Annotated in this window: 13 protein-coding genes; 8 read left to right on the top strand and 5 right to left on the bottom strand. The window is 69.7% G+C overall.

The annotated features are described in order from the left end of the window. The first annotated feature begins 638 nt into the window (after positions 1 to 638). Positions 639 to 1736, top strand: coding sequence for a chitosanase (locus Pph01_RS43500; RefSeq protein ID WP_275412920.1), 1098 nt, complete (start codon positions 639 to 641; stop codon positions 1734 to 1736). Positions 1737 to 1843: 107 nt separating this feature from the next. Here Pph01_RS43500 and Pph01_RS36575 read toward each other — a convergent pair whose 3' ends face one another. The 4 genes from Pph01_RS36575 to prcB form a co-directional block, all read right to left on the bottom strand. Continuing rightward, the gene (locus Pph01_RS36575) at positions 1844 to 2803 is read right to left on the bottom strand and encodes an FKBP-type peptidyl-prolyl cis-trans isomerase (protein ID WP_204077809.1); all 960 of its coding nucleotides are present in this window, start codon (positions 2801 to 2803) and stop codon (positions 1844 to 1846) included. A 73-nt stretch (positions 2804 to 2876) separates the two neighbouring features. Then, positions 2877 to 4235 carry a Pup--protein ligase gene (gene pafA, locus Pph01_RS36570; RefSeq protein WP_204077808.1) on the bottom strand — a complete coding sequence of 453 codons (1359 nt, stop codon included), beginning with the start codon at positions 4233 to 4235 and terminating at the stop codon, positions 2877 to 2879. A 73-nt stretch (positions 4236 to 4308) separates the two neighbouring features. Beyond that, the gene (gene prcA, locus Pph01_RS36565) at positions 4309 to 5091 is read right to left on the bottom strand and encodes a proteasome subunit alpha (protein ID WP_204077815.1); all 783 of its coding nucleotides are present in this window, start codon (positions 5089 to 5091) and stop codon (positions 4309 to 4311) included. Between the two features lie 28 nt (positions 5092 to 5119). Next, positions 5120 to 5935 (bottom strand): proteasome subunit beta, encoded by an 816-nt coding sequence (gene prcB / locus Pph01_RS36560; protein ID WP_204077814.1) that lies wholly within the window; start codon positions 5933 to 5935, stop codon positions 5120 to 5122. Positions 5936 to 6190: 255 nt separating this feature from the next. On the opposite strand from prcB, the gene Pph01_RS36555 reads away from it, so the two are divergent. From Pph01_RS36555 to Pph01_RS36525, 7 genes are all read left to right on the top strand, one after another. Beyond that, on the top strand, positions 6191 to 7558 hold the full coding sequence (locus tag Pph01_RS36555; RefSeq protein WP_239117286.1) for an extracellular solute-binding protein: 1368 nt from the start codon (positions 6191 to 6193) through the stop codon (positions 7556 to 7558). Then, positions 7545 to 8435: a carbohydrate ABC transporter permease gene (locus Pph01_RS36550; RefSeq protein WP_204077806.1), complete on the top strand. Its 891-nt coding sequence runs from the start codon at positions 7545 to 7547 to the stop codon at positions 8433 to 8435. Before Pph01_RS36555 ends, Pph01_RS36550 begins: the two co-directional genes overlap by 14 nt. Positions 8436 to 8545: 110 nt before the next feature. Then, a complete protein-coding gene (locus tag Pph01_RS36545; protein WP_204077805.1) occupies positions 8546 to 9364 on the top strand; it encodes a carbohydrate ABC transporter permease in 819 nt (272 codons plus the stop codon). After that, positions 9361 to 10422 (top strand): ABC transporter ATP-binding protein, encoded by a 1062-nt coding sequence (locus Pph01_RS36540; protein ID WP_204077804.1) that lies wholly within the window; start codon positions 9361 to 9363, stop codon positions 10420 to 10422. The genes Pph01_RS36545 and Pph01_RS36540 overlap by 4 nt, the downstream gene beginning before the upstream one ends. A gap of 2 nt (positions 10423 to 10424) precedes the next feature. After that, the gene (locus Pph01_RS36535) at positions 10425 to 11678 is read left to right on the top strand and encodes a CehA/McbA family metallohydrolase (protein WP_204077803.1); all 1254 of its coding nucleotides are present in this window, start codon (positions 10425 to 10427) and stop codon (positions 11676 to 11678) included. A 119-nt stretch (positions 11679 to 11797) separates the two neighbouring features. Further along, on the top strand, positions 11798 to 12949 hold the full coding sequence (locus tag Pph01_RS36530; protein ID WP_239117285.1) for a Gfo/Idh/MocA family protein: 1152 nt from the start codon (positions 11798 to 11800) through the stop codon (positions 12947 to 12949). Continuing rightward, positions 12921 to 15647 (top strand): glycoside hydrolase family 38 N-terminal domain-containing protein, encoded by a 2727-nt coding sequence (locus tag Pph01_RS36525; RefSeq protein ID WP_239117284.1) that lies wholly within the window; start codon positions 12921 to 12923, stop codon positions 15645 to 15647. Before Pph01_RS36530 ends, Pph01_RS36525 begins: the two co-directional genes overlap by 29 nt. A gap of 49 nt (positions 15648 to 15696) precedes the next feature. Here the strand turns inward: Pph01_RS36525 and Pph01_RS36520 are convergent, their stop codons facing one another. Continuing rightward, the gene (locus Pph01_RS36520) at positions 15697 to 15906 is read right to left on the bottom strand and encodes a ubiquitin-like protein Pup (protein ID WP_204077802.1); all 210 of its coding nucleotides are present in this window, start codon (positions 15904 to 15906) and stop codon (positions 15697 to 15699) included. Positions 15907 to 15947 lie beyond the last annotated feature (41 nt).

Here is a 15947-nt window from a genome sequence, read left to right as displayed (position 1 = left end):
AATGCCGGGCAACTAATACCGGCGAGTAATTGGGCGACCCGGCCGACCGGGAGTCCTTGTCGGCTCATTTCGCATAAGTCGACCGTTTCGGATTTTAGGCGGATTGGGGGCTGTGAACGGATGCGACCAAGCATCGAGCCGGGATGTCCGCTGGTTGGGCGGTTGCGACGCCTGTGCGAGTTGTTCGGGGTGACACAAAACGAGATCTTTAATCGACGGAAATCCCCTGAAGAAAAACGGAGACAACCGCGTCTACCTGATATCTCCATCGAAAAGCCGATATCGCGACATCATTTCCGCCAGGCCGTTCCCCGCGAACAGGCGGACGAGGGAACACGGGGCCGTGACAGCCCCACCCGCGCCAACTCACGCCGGGTGCCATAAGCCTTAACCTGCACATAACCCTGAGATAAGTCAAACAACAGCAGATACCTGTCATCACTCCAGTAAAACTGGACGTTGACAGCATTCACGTCGCCCTGATTTCATTAGGAAACCTTACTAACTAACCTGCCAGGGTTTCCTCCCCCAGCAGCCGCCACCCCCTCTCAGCCGCGCGCATCCCCCAACGTCGCACTGTGCTCCCCCACACCGCCGTTCGGACGCCGGCGAGATCGGCGGAGAAACGGAGAGACACAGTGACACACCTGCCGACGAGCAGGCGTACCCCCCGGCGAGGCGCCCTCCTGCTCGCCGTAAGCGTCGCCGTACTCCCGGTGACGTCAGCGGCCGGATGCGGAGCGGCCGACGCCACTGCGGCCAAGGTGGACCCGGCGAAGGTCGCCGCGCTCGCCCCCGTGACGGACTCACCTGCCGCGGCCGTCCCGGCGGCCGACGACGCCGGCAACGTGACGGAGACACCGGCAGCACCCGCGACGCCCGCCGCGAGCGGCACGCGCGGCTCCAAGCCCGCGCCCACCCACACGCCCGCGTCGACGAACAAGTCCGCGAACAAACCCGGGGACAGACCCGCGACGAAGTCCACGGGCGAATCCAAGAGCACGAACAAGGCCAAGGCCGCCTCCGTCGACCTGTCCGATCCGAAGAAGAAGGAGATCGCGATGGAGCTCGTCTCCAGCGCGGAGAACTCCTCACTCGACTGGAAGGCCCAGTACAAGTACATCGAGGACATCGACGACGGCCGGGGCTACACGGCGGGCATCATCGGATTCTGCTCCGGGACGGGCGACATGCTGGAGCTCGTCGAGCTCTACGCCCAGCGCAAGCCCGGCAACGTGCTCGCGCCGTACCTGCCCGCGCTGCGCAAGGTTGACGGCACCGACTCCCACAAGGGCCTGGACCCGAACTTCACCAAGGACTGGCGCAAGGCGGCGGCCGACCCGGCCTTCCAGCAGGCGCAGAACGACGAGCGCGACCGCGTCTACTTCAATCCGGCGGTGAAGCAGGCGAAGTCGGACGGTCTGCGCGCGCTCGGCCAGTTCATCTACTACGACGCGATGGTCATGCACGGTCCGGGCAACGACCCGGTCAGCTTCGGCGGCATCCGCAAGACCGCCATGAGGAAGGCCAAGACCCCGGCGCAGGGCGGCGACGAGGTCGCCTACCTCAACGCCTTCCTCGACGCCCGCAAGGCGGCGATGAAGACCGAGGAGGCCCACAGCGACACGAGCCGGGTCGACACCGCGCAGCGGGTCTTCCTCAAGGCGGGCAACCTCGACCTCAACCCGCCGCTCAAGTGGAAGGTCTACGGCGACAGCTACAGCATCAACAGCTGAGCCCGCCCTAAAAGGCCCTAGAAGGCCAACAGGGCCCACCAAGGGCCAACGAGAAAGGCTCCTCCCCGTCGCACGGGGAGGAGCCTTTTCTGAGTTCTACGGGAGCGTCAGACCGCGCCGAGGACGTCCACCACGAAGACCAGGGTGTCGGTCCCCTTGATGCCTCCCTGGGCGTTGCCCTCCTTGCCGTACCCGAGGTCCGGCGGGATGGAGATCAGGACGCGGCTGCCGACCGGGACGCCGGTGAGCCCCTGCGACCAGCCCTTCACGACCTGGCCGAGAGCGAACGTGGCCGGCTCTCCGCGCTGCCAGCTGGAGTCGAACTCCTTGTCCGTCCCCCAGATCTTGCCGGTGTAGTGGGCGAGGATCATCTGGTCGGCCTTGACCTGCGGCCCGGAGCCCTTGATCACGGTCTTGACCACGAGGTCCTTCGGCGCCTTGGCGTCGGTCTTGGTGGTCAGCGTCGGTGCCTTGTCCCCACCTGGGTTCTCGAGCTTGATCCCCTCAACGGCGGGGTCCACCGCGTTGCCCTGGGCCGCCTTCGGCGCGGCGGACTCGACGTCGACCACCAGCACCTGCGAGGTCGTGTTGAAGTCGGTGCCCTGGTCCTTCGCCTGCGTGATCTGGTCGGGCGACAGGCTGTCCTTGGCGACGACCGCCACGACCCGGCCGCCCGGCTTGGCGCCGACGAGGGCCTCGTGCAGGGACTTGGGCAGCTGCGGGCTGACCGTGACGAACTCGGAGTGCCCCTGGTCGTAGTCGGAGCCCGACGACTTGTTCTCCTTGCCGTCCCAGTTGTAGACGGTCACCTTGGCCGTGAGGACGTCGCCGTCCTTGGCTGCGGTGCCGGAGCCGTCCAGGACCTTCAGGGACGACGACGTCAGCGGCGGCTGACCTGCCGGGAACGTCACCGTCGGCTTCTTGCCCGCCTCGCCCGCCACCTTCAGACCCGCGGCGGCGGCGGTACCCCCGCCGGCGCTGGGGGACGCGGTCTTCTCCGCGGTCCCACAGGCCGCGGCGAGCAACAAAGGCAAGGCGGCGGCGACTACTGCCGTACGGCGGCGCATGTGAATTCCCTCAGACAGACAGCAAGGCTCGGGTAACACTACCCGAACCCGCTGTCGGAACGACGTAAGGAGATCACATCCCTGCGATGAGCTTGTCAACCCTTTCATCGACGCTGCGGAACGGGTCCTTACAGAGCACGGTCCGCTGGGCCTGGTCGTTCAGCTTGAGGTGGACCCAGTCGACGGTGAAGTCGCGCCGCTTCTCCTGGGCCTTGCGGATGAACTCGCCGCGGAGCCTGGCCCGGGTGGTCTGCGGCGGGACCGACTTCGCCTCGAAGATCTTGACGTCGCTCGCCACCCGCTCGACGGCGCCGCGCTTCTGCAGCAGGTAGAACAGGCCGCGCTTGCGGTGGACGTCGTGATAGGCGAGATCGAGTTGAGCGACTCGCGGCGAAGAGAGCGGAAGGTCGTACTTCTGCCGATATCTCTCGATCATCTGGTACTTGGTGACCCAGTCGATCTCCCGCGAGACGAGGTCGAGGTCGCCGGTGTCGACCGCCCGGAGCGTCCGCTCCCACAGTTCCAGGACCCGCTTGCTGGTCTCGTCGCCGCCGCGGCGGTCGACGAAGTCCCTCGCCTTGGTCAGGTACTCCTGCTGGATCTCCAGGGACGACGCCTCGCGCCCGTTGGCCAGCCGCACCCTCCGCCGGCCGGTCATGTCATGAGAGACCTCGCGGATCGCCCTTATCGGGTTCTCGAGCGACAGGTCCCGCATCACGACGCCGGCTTCGATCATGCGCAGGACGAGGTCGGTGGCGCCGACCTTGAGGAGCATGGTCGTCTCGCTCATGTTCGAGTCGCCCACGATGACGTGCAGCCGGCGGAACCGCTCCGCGTCGGCGTGCGGCTCGTCACGCGTGTTGATGATCGGACGCGAGCGGGTGGTAGCCGAGGAGACGCCCTCCCAGATGTGCTCGGCACGCTGGGAGACACAGTAGACCGCGCCGCGCGGCGTCTGCAGCACCTTGCCGGCCCCGCAGATGATCTGCCGGGTGACGAGATAGGGGATCAGCACGTCGGCCAGGCGCCCGAACTCCCCGTGCCGCCCCACGAGGTAGTTCTCGTGACAGCCGTAGGAGTTCCCGGCGGAGTCCGTGTTGTTCTTGAACAGGTAGATGTCTCCTGCGATGCCCTCCTCGCGCAGACGCTTCTCGGCGTCGACGAGGAGACCTTCGAGGATGCGCTCCCCCGCCTTGTCGTGGGTCACCAGCTCCACGACGTTGTCGCATTCAGGGGTGGCGTACTCAGGATGACTGCCGACGTCCAGATACAGCCGGGCGCCGTTGCGGAGGAACACGTTGCTCGATCGGCCCCAGGACACCACTCGCCGGAACAGGTACCGCGCCACCTCGTCCGGTGACAGCCTGCGCTGCCCGCGGAACGTGCAGGTGACGCCGTACTCGTTCTCCAGCCCGAAGATGCGTCGATCCATCACCTAACCCTATTCCCCGAATGTGACAACCGGATAGGGATCACCTGGTAATCGCCGGGCCCGGCCGTGGTGGCTACTCGGCCGAGCCGGTGTCGATGTCTCCGTCCGGAGCGGTCGGAGGCTCCGGCAGCGAGACGTCTTCGGCGGCAGGCTTATCCGGCTTCGTCTCGGACTTGGCCGTCTTGAGCAGCCGCTCGAGACGGGGACCGGTGAGGCGCAGGAACTTGCGGTGCTCGCGGCCGCGGTCGAGGACCGCCACCTCGAGCTGGGTGGCGGGCGGGCGCTCGCCTCCCGGCTCGGTCAGCGCGACCAGGGCGGCCTCGAGCGCCTCCGGAAGCGGCATGTTGTCCTTGTATCGCTCCTTGAGGCGGCTCGCGACGGCCTCCGCCTGGCCGCCGATGACCGCCATGCCCTGCTCGTCGAACACCGACCCGTCGAAGGTCAGCCGGTAGATCTGGTCCTCGGCCTGGGACTCGCCCACCTCCGCGACGACGATCTCCACTTCCAGGGACTTGATGGACTCGGTGAAGATCATGCCGAGCTGCTGGGCGTACAGGTTGGCGAGACCCCGGCCGGTGACGTCGCTGCGGTTGAACGTGTAGCCGTTGATGTCCGCGTAGCGGATTCCGGCCAGGCGGAGCGACTCGAACTCGTTGTACCGCCCGACCGCGGCGAAGCCGATCCGGTCGTAGATTTCGCTGATCTTGTGGAGTGCCTTGGACGGGTTGGGCGCCACGAACAGGATGCCGTCGGCATACTGCATGACGACCACGCTGCGGCCTCGCGCGATGCCCTTTCGCGCATACTCCGCCCTGTCCCGCATGATCTGCTCGGGTGAGGCATATCCAAAGGGCATGGACACCGGGGGTGTTCCTCTCTTCGAGTTAGCGCAGCGGAGCGGTGGGTCCGTCGGGCTCTTCCATCCGCCTGGCGAGCATGGCCTGGACGAGCTCCGCGACCTCCTCGTCCGGCAGGCGGCGGAAGCCGTCCGCGGTGATCACGGCGATCACCGGCCAGATCTTCCGCGTCACGTCGGGGCCGCCGGTCGCCGAGTCGTCGTCGGCCGCGTCGTACAGCGCGTTGAGGCACGCCATCACGGTGTCCTCGGGCGAGGCGCCCTCGCGGTACAGCTTCTTGAGCGAGCCGCGGGCGAAGATCGAGCCGGAGCCGATCGAGTGGTAGTTCCGCGCCTCGTACGGCCCGCCGCCCACGTCGTAGCTGAAGATCCGCCCGCCGTCCTCCGCCGGGTCGTAGGCCGCGAACAGCGGCACGACCACGAGGCCCTGCATCGCCAGGGCGAGGTTGCCCCGGATCATCGTCGCCAGCCGGTTGGCCTTGCCCTCGGTCGAGAGCGAGCGGCCCTCCGTCTTCTCGTAGTGCTCGAGCTCCACGCGGTAGAGGCGGGCCATCTCGATGCCCGTGCTCGCGGTGCCCGCGATGCCCATGCAGGAGTAGTCGTCGGTGCGGAAGACCTTCTCTATGTCCCGCTGGGAGATGATGTTCCCCGAGGTGGCGCGGCGGTCGCCGGCCATCACCACTCCCCCGGCACAGGTCGCCGCGACGATCGTGGTCGCATGGGGGATCTGATCACCGACCGGCACGGCCGGCGCCTGCATCCGGGACGGCAGCAGATCCGGCGCGTACGCGCCGAGAAACTCGGTGAAAGACGAGGACCCCGTGTATGTGAAGAGGTTGTTCATCCCGGCCTGCTGAGATGCCACGCGACTCCCTCCAAGCGTGCGTTGTTACGCCCGACCCTACTCATGTCACCGCACTGGTTGCACTCTTCCCGATCAGCTCAGCGCGAACCTCGTTTCTTGATCGTCGTTCCGGGGGCGGCTGCCCGCCGGAGCCGCACTCGCCCTTCACTGCTTCACCAAACCGTTTCTTTACTCGTTAGTTGTCCCGTGCGACTGTCGATTTGTCTGCACGTCATGACTTTGACGGAGGTCTTCATGAGACCTGTACTCGCGGCGGTGGCGGGAGCCGTACTGGTCCTGGCCGCCTGCGGCACGGGAAGCGGATCCTCGGACGGCAGCGTCACCCTCATCATCACGGCGAACGCGATCTCCGGCGGAAAGAACGCCGAGACGGCTGACTGGACCACACGGTGGGTCATCCCGGAGTTCGAGGCGGAGCAGAAGGCGAAGGGCCGCCAGGTCCACGTCCTGTTCCAGCCGAGCGGGGTCGACGACGAGCAGTACAAGACGAAGATCGCCCTCGACCTCAAGTCGCACGCGGGGGCCGACGTGATCGACCTCGACGGCATCTGGGTGGGCGAGTTCGCCCAGGCCGGCTACGTCAAGCCGCTGGCCGAGGTGGCCGGTCCCGAGGTCGAGTCCTGGGAGGGCTGGAACCAGATCCCGGAGACCGTCCAGGGCCTGGGGATCTTCGAGGGCAAGAAGTACGGCCTGCCGCAGGGCACCGACGGCCGCGTCCTGTACTTCAACAAGGACCTGTTCAAGAAGGCCGGTCTGCCCGCCGACTGGCAGCCCAAGAGCTGGCAGGAGATCATCGACGCCGGCAACGCGCTGAAGGCCGCCGGGGTGCCGGTGCCGATCCAGCTCAACGCGGGCACCGCGATGGGCGAGGCGACGACGATGCAGGGCGCGTTGCCGCTCCTCGCCGGCGCCGGAGCGCAGATCTACACCGACGGCAAGTGGACGGGCGGCTCCCAGGCGCTGAAGGACGTGCTGGGCTTCTACCGCCAGATCTACACGACCGGGCTCGGGGATCCGAAGCTGCAGCAGGAGGCCCAGGGCAGGGACAAGTCGTTCGCCCAGTTCGCCGAGGGCAAGATCGGCATTCTGGCGGAGGGCGACTACTTCTGGCGGGCCGTCGTCGAGCCCAAGGCCGGCGTCGCCCCGATGCAGAACCGGGACGCCGTCGTCGGGTACGCCCGCATCCCCTCCGAGCAGCCGGGCTCGGGCATCCGCGGGCAGGACTTCGTCAGCATGTCGGGCGGCGCCGTACGGGTCCTGAACCCGAACTCGAAGAACCCGAAGCTGGCCTGGGAGCTGCTGTCGTTCATGCACTCGGCCAAGGCGACCACCTCGCAGCTCGCGGGCGCGGCCAGGATCACCTCGCGCGCGGACGTGAACGACCAGGTGCTCGGGGTCGACCCGATGCTGAAGTTCGTGTCGGACGAGGTGTTGCCGATCACGGCCTACCGGCCCCCGTTGGCCGTGTACCCGCAGGTGTCGGTCGCCCTGCAGGAGGCCACCGCCGACGTCGTCGCGGGCAAGACGGTCGACGAGGCGGCCGCCGCATACCAGCAGAAGGTGGAATCGCTGGTAGGCGGCGCCGCCAATGTCGCAAGCTGACCCATCGGGCCTGGGCCGCGCACGGGCCGTCGGGTTCGTGCTCCCAGGCCTGGTGCTGATCGGGGTCTTCCTGATCTTCCCCGCGCTGTGGACCATCTATCTCGGCCTGACCGACTACCGCCTGACCGGGCTCGCCGCGGCGGACCCGCAGGTCGTCGGCGTGGACAACTACACCACGGCGCTGGGGGACGAACGGTTCCGCAACTCGCTGTGGCTGACCCTGCAGTACGTGCTCGGGTCCGCGGTGGTCGGCCAGGCCGTGCTCGGGTTCGCGATCGCGTGGGTGTTGCGCAACCGCCCCGGGCCGGTCAAGCGGATCACCGAGGGCCTCGTGCTGCTGGCCTGGATCCTGCCGTCGTCGGTGATCGCGTTCCTCTGGATCGCGCTGCTCGACCGCGACGACGGCACACTGAACGCACTGCTGCACACACCGGGCTTCGCCTGGCTGCTCGACTACCCCATGCCGTCGATCATCGTGTTCAACGTCTGGCGGGGCACGGCCTTCTCGATGATGTTGTACGGCGCCGCGCTGGAGAACGTGCCGCCGTCCCACCTGGAGACGGCCAGACTCGCCGGAGCGTCGACCTTCCAGCAGCTCAGAGACGTGGTCTTCCCGAGGATCAAGGGCCACGTGCTGACCAACCTGCTGCTGATCAGCCTGTGGACCTTCAATGACTTCACGTCGTTCCAGCTCACGGCGGGCGGGCCCGAGGGCCGGTCGGAGATCCTCCCCGTGTACATCTACAACGTCGCGCTCAGCGGCGGCCGGCTGGGCTTCGGTGCCGCGATCTCGTTCCTCGTCCTGCTGATCAACCTCGTCTTCGCCTTCGTCTACCTGCGCCTGCTGCGCGACCGCAGGAAGGTGGTCGTCCCATGACCCGCGAGGAGCGCGCGGGAGCGAACCGACCAAGGCACGGCGAGGGAAGGCACGGCGAGGGAAGGCATCGCCGCGAAGAAGCCCCGGGCCCCCGTGCCGGAGGCACGGCCATGACTCGCCACGCGCTCGCCACGATCGGCCGTGCCACGTTCCTCGCGGTCGTGCTGGGATTCTTCTCCCTGCCGCTGCTGTGGCTGGCCTCCGCGCCGTTCGACGCGCACCCGTCGATCACGACGTCGCTGCCGGAGTTCACGTTCGGCAACTTCCGGTCCCTGCTCGACAACCCGTACGTCATGAGCTCGCTGCGCAACTCGCTCCTGCAGGCGGCCGGCAGCGCGGCGCTCGTGGTGGTCCTGGCGGCCCTCGCGGCGTACGCGCTGTCCCGGGTCCGGGTGCCCGGCAGGGACGCGCTGCTGTACGTACTGCTGCTCCTGTCGTCCGTGGTCACGGGGACCGCGGCGATGGTGCCGCTCTTCGAGCTCGCCACGCGGCTGAACCTGATCGACACCCACCTGGGAGTGATCCTCACGCTGTCGGGCGGCCTGCTCCCCGCCGCGATCTTCATTCTCAAGGACTTCATGGACGGCACGCCCACGTCGTACGAGGAGTCGGCCCGAGTCTTCGGGGCGTCGTCGCTGCAGATCCTGCGGCACATCGTGATCCCACTGGTGCGGCCCGGCCTGGCCACGATCGCGGTGTGGGCGGTCGCCAACGTGTGGGGCAGCTTCCTCCAGCCCTTCATCCTCCTGCGCGACCCCGACAAGGCCCCCGGCGCGGTGATCCTCTACACGCTCTACACCGAGGGCGGCGCGCCGCGCCTCGACCTGATCTCGACGTTCTCGCTCCTCTACTCGCTTCCGGTGGTCGTGATGTACGTCTTCGTCAGCCGCAGGTACGGCTTCCGCTTCCACGGAGGGATCAAGAGGTGATCTCGCTCAGCGGCCTGACCAAGGAGTTCCCCGGAGGCGTCCGAGCGGTCGACTCCCTCGATCTCGAGATCGGCGACGGCGAGTTCTTCGCCCTGCTCGGCCCTTCGGGATGCGGGAAGACGACGTTGCTGCGCTCGATCGCCGGGCTAGAGACCCCCACATCCGGAAAAATCAGGATCGGCGGGGTCGACGTGACGGCGTCGCCTCCCGGACGGCGGGACGTCGCGATGGTCTTCCAGGACTACGCGCTGTTCCCCCACATGGACGTCACGTCCAACATCGCCTACCCCCTGCGGATCAAGAAGGTCTCCCGGCAGAGGCGAGAGGCCAAGGCGGCCGAGACGGCCTCCCGCCTCAGCCTGTCCGACCTGCTGGCGCGGCGGCCGGCTCAGCTGTCCGGCGGGCAGCAGCAGCGGGTCGCCCTGGCCAGGGCGATCGCCAGCCGCCCTCAGGTCTTCCTGTTCGACGAGCCGCTGTCCAACCTCGACGCCCGCCTTCGGCTGGAGGCCCGCACGTTCCTCAAGCGCCTCCAGCGCGAGCTCGCGGTGACCACCGTCTTTGTGACGCACGACCAGGGTGAGGCGCTCGCGCTCGCCGACCGGATCGCGGTGATGAACGCCGGCCGGATCATGCAGGTCGGCACGCCGTCCGAGGTCTTCCACCGTCCCACCGACCCGTTCGTGGCCGGCTTCATCGGCTCGACCCCGATGAACCTGCTGCCCGCCTCCGCGGAGGGGGGCCGGCTGCACGTCGCCGGCGCGGTGCTCCCCCTGCCGCGCGATGTCGCGGACGGCCCGCTCGTGTACGGCCTACGCCCGGAATATGCGGATCTATCACAATCCGCACCAGTGGGGAGGCGGGACGTCTTCTCGGGGAAGGTAGCCGTCGTGGAGAATCTCGGCACCGCTCACCTGGTCACGCTCGACTCGGGAGACCTGCTGATCCAGGTCGTCGTGCCGGAGGGAGACGAGCCCGCCGTCGGGGCCTCCGCCTGGGCGGTCCCCCGTCCCGGGCGGGCACTTCTCTACCGCGACGACCGACTCCTCACGGGAGCCTGAGCATGGCCTGGATCACGGGAGCGCCCGGGGAGACGATCCGGGGGACGTGGACGCTCGACGACCGGATCTCCGGCCCGGTCAAGGAGGTGGCGTTCGAGATCCCAGCCGGCACCGCCGCCCTCACGGTGCGGCTCGGCCACGACCGCTCGGCCGGGGTGATCGACCTCGGCTGCTGGGGACCGCACGGCTTCCGCGGCTGGTCGGGCGGGGCCCGCACCGAGTACACGATCGGCCCCCTGTGGGCGACCCCCGGCTACCTTCCCGGCGACATCGAGCCCGGCGTCTGGCGGGTGCTGCTCGGCCTCCACCGCATCCCCCTCGAGGGCCTGCCGTACGAGATCACGGTGATCGCCCACCCGCGGCCGCCGGTCGCGGCGCGCCACCACCCGAGGCGGTCCGCGCGCTCCCCGCGCGAACCGCACCGGCAGGCCGCGGCCGACCGGCGGGACCTGCCCTCGCTCGACGGGTTCCGCTGGCTGGCCGGGGACCTCCACGCCCACACGCACCACTCGGACGGCTCGCTCAGCGTCTACGAACTGGCGTGCGTCGCCGCCGACCGCGGGCTCGACTTCCTCGCCGTCACCGACCACAACACGATCAGCCATCACGCCGAACTGGCCTCGGCCTCGGCGCTGGCCGGCATCCTGCTCGTCCCCGGCCAGGAGGTCACCACCGACCTCGGCCACGCCAACGCGTGGGGCGACATCGGCTGGATCGACTTCCGGCGCCCGCCGGACGAGTGGGCCCGCGCCGTGGAGGACCGCGGCGGGGTGTTGTCGGTCAACCATCCCCTCGCGGCCGACTGCGCGTGGCGGCAGCCGTTCGGCACCCGGCCGCGGACGGCGGAGCTGTGGCACTGGAGCTGGTGGGACCGCACCTGGGGCGCGCCGCTCGCCTGGGGCCAGGCCTGGACGGACGACCTGGTCGTCGTGGGCGGCGGCGACTTCCACCGGCCGGAGGACGGGCACCCTCCGGGGGCTCCGACGACGTGGGTGCTCGCCGACCCGGCGTGCGAGGGCTCGGACAAGGTCGTGCGGGCGGTGGCCGACGGCCGTACCGCGGTGTCGGCGTCTCCCGACGGGCCGCTGCTGCTCCGGCACGGGGAGGAGTTCCTCGTCGACGGCGCGGACGGGCTCGTGTTGTGGGGGCCGGACACGCGGCGGGTCATCCGCGGCGACCGCGTGCTCGTGCCCGCGCGTCCGGGAGTCCACCGGCTCGAGACGCCGGTGAACGAGGTGATGGCCCTGTGCACCTGACCCTCCCCGCGCGTGGCACGGCCTTTGCGGGAACGCAGGCGTGATCACACCGGCATCGTGGGAACGTCACGTGGCAACCGGGACGAGACGCCCGTGACGGCGGGGGGACGGTGGCAGGCGTGGACGTGGTGAAGGTGGCCGTCGTGGGCCTGGGGGTGGCCGCCCAGGTCGTCTACCTCCCCCTGCTGGCGCGGCGGCGCGACGTCTTCCAGGTCCGCGCCGTCTGCGACCTCGATCGCGAGCACGCGGAGACGGTGGGACGCGAGATCGGCGCCACGGCGTTCGGCGACCCGGTCGCCATGATGGACGCGGGCGGGTTCGACGCGCTGATCGTCTTGACCCACGGATCCCACGGGCCGATCGTGAAGCAGGCCCTCGACCGGGGCTACTGGGTGATGACGGAGAAACCTCTGGCCTACAGCCTGGCCGAGTTGGAGGGCGTCCCCGCGGACGCCCGGCTCATGGTCGCTTACATGAAGCAGTACGACCCGGCCGCGCAGCGCATGCTGGAGTCGCTGCACGAGGTGGGCGGGACGACCGCGATCCGTCAACTCGACGTGACCGTGCTGCATCCCTCGGAGGAGTCTCAGCTGCTGTTCGCCAGGGCCCGCGTGACCAAGCCCCCGGCGGACCGGCTCGCGCCGTACGCGGAGGCCGACGAGCGGGCGCTCACCGCCGCGGTCGGGACGTCGTCGGAACGGCTGCGGCGCCTGTACGCCCGGGTCGTGCTGGGCAGCGTCTGCCACGAACTGTCGCTCATGCGGATGTTCACCGTCCCGCCCGACACGGTCGACCACGTCGCCGTGTGGCCCGTCGACGTCTTCCCGCCCTCGATCGAGGTGAGCGGGACACTGCGGGGCGGCGGCTCCGGCAGGTACGGCATCCGCTGGCACCACCTGCCGAGCTATCCCGCCTACCACGAGACCGTGCGGGTGCACCACGACCACGGCTCGCTGGAGCTGCACTTCCCCTCCCCGTACCTCCTGAACGCCCCGACCGTCCTGTCCTGCCTGTCGCGGGTCGGCACGACGGAGCGGCGGACGGTCTACCGGGACGTGGCGGAGGCGTTCGAACGGCAACTCGTGGCCTTCCACCGGTTCGTCACCCAGGAGGAACGCCCTCTCACCGGCCTCGAGGGCGCCCTGGAGGACATCGTCATCGCCCAGCGGATCATCCGCCGCTACGCCGAATGGGCCGGCATCCCCGTCAGCGGCGAATGCGTCAAGAAGAGCGAGCGTGCGCGTGAACCCCTTACCGAGCCCCTCGGATGATCGTCCAGAGATCGTCGTCGTCCCCCACACCCACTGGGACCGCGAGTGGTACCTCCCCTTCCAGCGGTTCCGGATGGGCCTGGTCCGCATGCTCGACGACGTCCTGTCCGCGATGGACGAGGATCCGGCCTACCGGTTCACCATGGACGGCCAGCTCGCCGCCGTGGAGGACTACCTGGAGATCCGGCCCGCCCGCCGCGGCGACGTCGCCCGTTTCGTCGCCGAGGGCCGGTTCGCCGTCGGCCCGTGGCTGATCCTCTCCGACGAGTTCCTCTGCTCGGGTGAGACCCTCATCCGCAACCTCGAGTACGGCATGCGCGGCTCGGCCGCGCTCGGCGGCGCGATGCGCGTCGGCTACCTCCCCGACCAGTTCGGGCACTGCGCCCAGATGCCGCAGATCCTGGCGTCGGCCGGGCTGCGCGAGGCCTGCCTCTGGCGCGGAGTCCCCGCGCACGTCGACCGCGACGCGTTCGTCTGGACGGGCGCCGACGGGACCGCGGTGACGACCAGATACCTGCCCGGAGGGTACGGCAACGCCGTCGCGCTCCTCAGCGGCCCGCCCGAGGGCCTGCCCGACCGCGTCGCCGCCTTCGCCTCCTCCATGGACGGCTGGCGCTCGGGCGGCCCGCTGCTCGCGATGTACGGGGCCGACCATTCGGCCCCGTCCAGGGAGATCACCCGGGCGGGCCTGCGCGTCGCCACGCTCGGCGAGTTCATGGACGCGGCCGCGGGGACGCACGACGGCGACCTGCCGCGGGTGACCGGGGAGCTGAGGTCCCACGCGCGGGCCAACATCCTGCCCGGCGTGATCTCCGCCCGCGTGGGCCTGAAGCAGGCCATGGCCCGGGCCGAACGAGTCCTCACGCGGTACGCCGAGCCGCTGTCGGCCCTGTGGCTCTCCGACCGCACGGCCTCCGCCCGGCTGCTCGACCTCGCGTGGCGGCGCGTCATCGCGTGCAGCGGGCACGACTCCGTGACCGGCTGCGGCGCCGACGACACCGCGCAGCAGGTGGCCGCCAGGATCGCCGAGGCCGAGCAGATCGGCCAGGCGGTCGTCGACCTCGTCGGGTCGTCTCTCGCCGCCTCGGCGGGCAAGAACTCGGTCGTGGTCGTCAACCCCTCACCGTTCGAGCGGTCCGGCCTCGTGCTCGCCGACCTTCCCGAGCGCAGCGCCGTCCTCGTGGCCGCCGACGGCCGGGCCGCTCCGGTCCAGCGTCTGGAGCACGCCCCCACGCTCCTCGACGAGACCGTCATGGACGATCTCGCCCGCCTGCTCGGCCGGGTGCACGAACGGGAGCTGTTCGGCCACGAGATCGTCTCCTGGGCCCTGGAGCGGCCCGGTGAGGGCGGCGGCGGCGTGTTCACCGTCACGGTCAGCCGCCACGCCTCCGGGGCGTACGCCTACGAGGACCTGCGCCAGGCGATCCTCCACGCGGGGCCGGGACCCTGGACCGTCCGGACGCTGGCGGAACCCGTCGTCACCGTCGCCGCCCACGTCACCGTCCCTCCGCTCGGGCGTGCCGTGCTGACCGCGCGCGGCCCGGTCTTCGGCGGGCCACGGGCGGGCCTCCCCGGCGCGGTCCTCGACGGGGAGCAGGACGCCGCCACGCTGGACAACGGGCTGCTGCGCGTCCAGGTGGCCGCCGACGGCACGCTGTCCCTGCGCAGCGCCGAAGGAGTCGAGGTCCACGGGGTCGGACGCGTCGCTCACGGCGGCGACGTGGGCGACACCTACAACTACGCCCCTCCGCCGCTGGACCGCGTCCGCGACGTGCCCGTCCACGTGTCGGTGGAGCAGGTGCACGCCGGGCCGCTCGTCTCGGTGCTCGACGTCGTCCGGACCTACGAGTGGCCGGCGGACGGGCACTCGACCTCCCAGGTGACCACCGACGTCCGGACCAGGGTCGAGTTGCGGGCGGGCGAGCCGTACGCGCGGTGTGAGGTGTCCTTCGACGTCGGCTGCCGCGACCACCGGATCAGGTGGCACGCCCCGCTGCCCGCGGCGGCGGACGAGTCGTTCGCGGAGGGACAGCTCGCCGTGGTCCGGCGTGGCCTGACGGCCGAGGGCGGAGGCGGAGAGGAGCCCGTGCCCACCTTCCCCGCGGAGTCGTTCGTCGCCGCCGGCGGCCTCGCGGTGCTGCTCGACCACGTCAGCGAGTACGAGCTGGTCGGGGCGCGGGTCCCGCAGGTCGCGGAGGAGCTGGCGTTGACGCTGGTCAGGTCGGTGGGCCTGCTGTCCGGCAACCGCAATCCCCACCGGGACGAGCCCGCCGGGCCGCAGGTGGCGACTCCCGCGGCCCAGTGTCCGGGCCCGTTCTCGACGCGTTTCGCAGTCCTGCCCTATTCGGGGACCTGGCACGAGGCGGAGCTGCCGCGTCTCGCGGAGGAGTTCCGGCACGAACTGCTCGCCGTCCCCGGCTCCGGGCCGTCAGCGGCCGCGTCCGAGCGGCGAGGACTCATGATCACCGGCGACGGGGTGATGATGGCGGCGTTGCGGGAGAGGGACGGATGGCTGGAGATCCGCCTGGTGGCCGAGCATCCGGTGGCCACCGAGGCCGTGATCCACGGGGGGTTCACCGGCGCGCGCCTCGCCGACGCGCTCGGCTCCCCCGCCGCCCCGCTGGATGTCGCAGAAGGATCGGTACGGCTCCCGCTCCGTCCCTTCGAGATAGCGACCGTTCAGGTGTCGTGGTTGTAGGCGGACTCCCGCTCGATCGTCCGGCGGGCGCCCGTCACGGGACCTGCTTCTACTGCCCGCCCTTCTGGACGTAGCTCCGGACGAACTCCTCCGCGTTCTCCTCGAGGACCTCGTCGATCTCGTCGAGGATCGCGTCGACGTCGTCGGTGAGCTTCTCCTGACGCTCCTGGACGTCCGGGGACGCCTGCGCCTCGACTTCCTCGACGTCGCTCTCCTGGCGGCCGGTCTGCTTCTGACCGCCGGTGTCCTTGGTCGCCATGGGTGCTACCTCCGCTACTCGGGGATGTCCCTCTTCCTCTA

This window comes from Planotetraspora phitsanulokensis (assembly GCF_016863295.1).
GTDB lineage: Bacteria > Actinomycetota > Actinomycetes > Streptosporangiales > Streptosporangiaceae > Planotetraspora > Planotetraspora phitsanulokensis.
Note: the sequence above shows the minus strand (reverse complement) of the source record. Positions and strands in the feature narration are given on the sequence as shown.

What these genes read in the sequence shown, in the direction of transcription:
- Pph01_RS36575 (WP_204077809.1), bottom strand. Translation starts at nt 2,803, where the DNA reads ATGCGCCGCCGTACGGCAGTAGTCGCCGCCGCCTTGCCTTTGTTGCTC.
- pafA (WP_204077808.1), bottom strand. Translation starts at nt 4,235, where the DNA reads ATGGATCGACGCATCTTCGGGCTGGAGAACGAGTACGGCGTCACCTGC.
- prcA (WP_204077815.1), bottom strand. Translation starts at nt 5,091, where the DNA reads ATGCCCTTTGGATATGCCTCACCCGAGCAGATCATGCGGGACAGGGCG.
- prcB (WP_204077814.1), bottom strand. Translation starts at nt 5,935, where the DNA reads ATGAACAACCTCTTCACATACACGGGGTCCTCGTCTTTCACCGAGTTT.
- Pph01_RS36555 (WP_239117286.1), top strand. Translation starts at nt 6,191, where the DNA reads ATGAGACCTGTACTCGCGGCGGTGGCGGGAGCCGTACTGGTCCTGGCC.
- Pph01_RS36550 (WP_204077806.1), top strand. Translation starts at nt 7,545, where the DNA reads ATGTCGCAAGCTGACCCATCGGGCCTGGGCCGCGCACGGGCCGTCGGG.
- Pph01_RS36545 (WP_204077805.1), top strand. Translation starts at nt 8,546, where the DNA reads ATGACTCGCCACGCGCTCGCCACGATCGGCCGTGCCACGTTCCTCGCG.
- Pph01_RS36535 (WP_204077803.1), top strand. Translation starts at nt 10,425, where the DNA reads ATGGCCTGGATCACGGGAGCGCCCGGGGAGACGATCCGGGGGACGTGG.
- Pph01_RS36520 (WP_204077802.1), bottom strand. Translation starts at nt 15,906, where the DNA reads ATGGCGACCAAGGACACCGGCGGTCAGAAGCAGACCGGCCGCCAGGAG.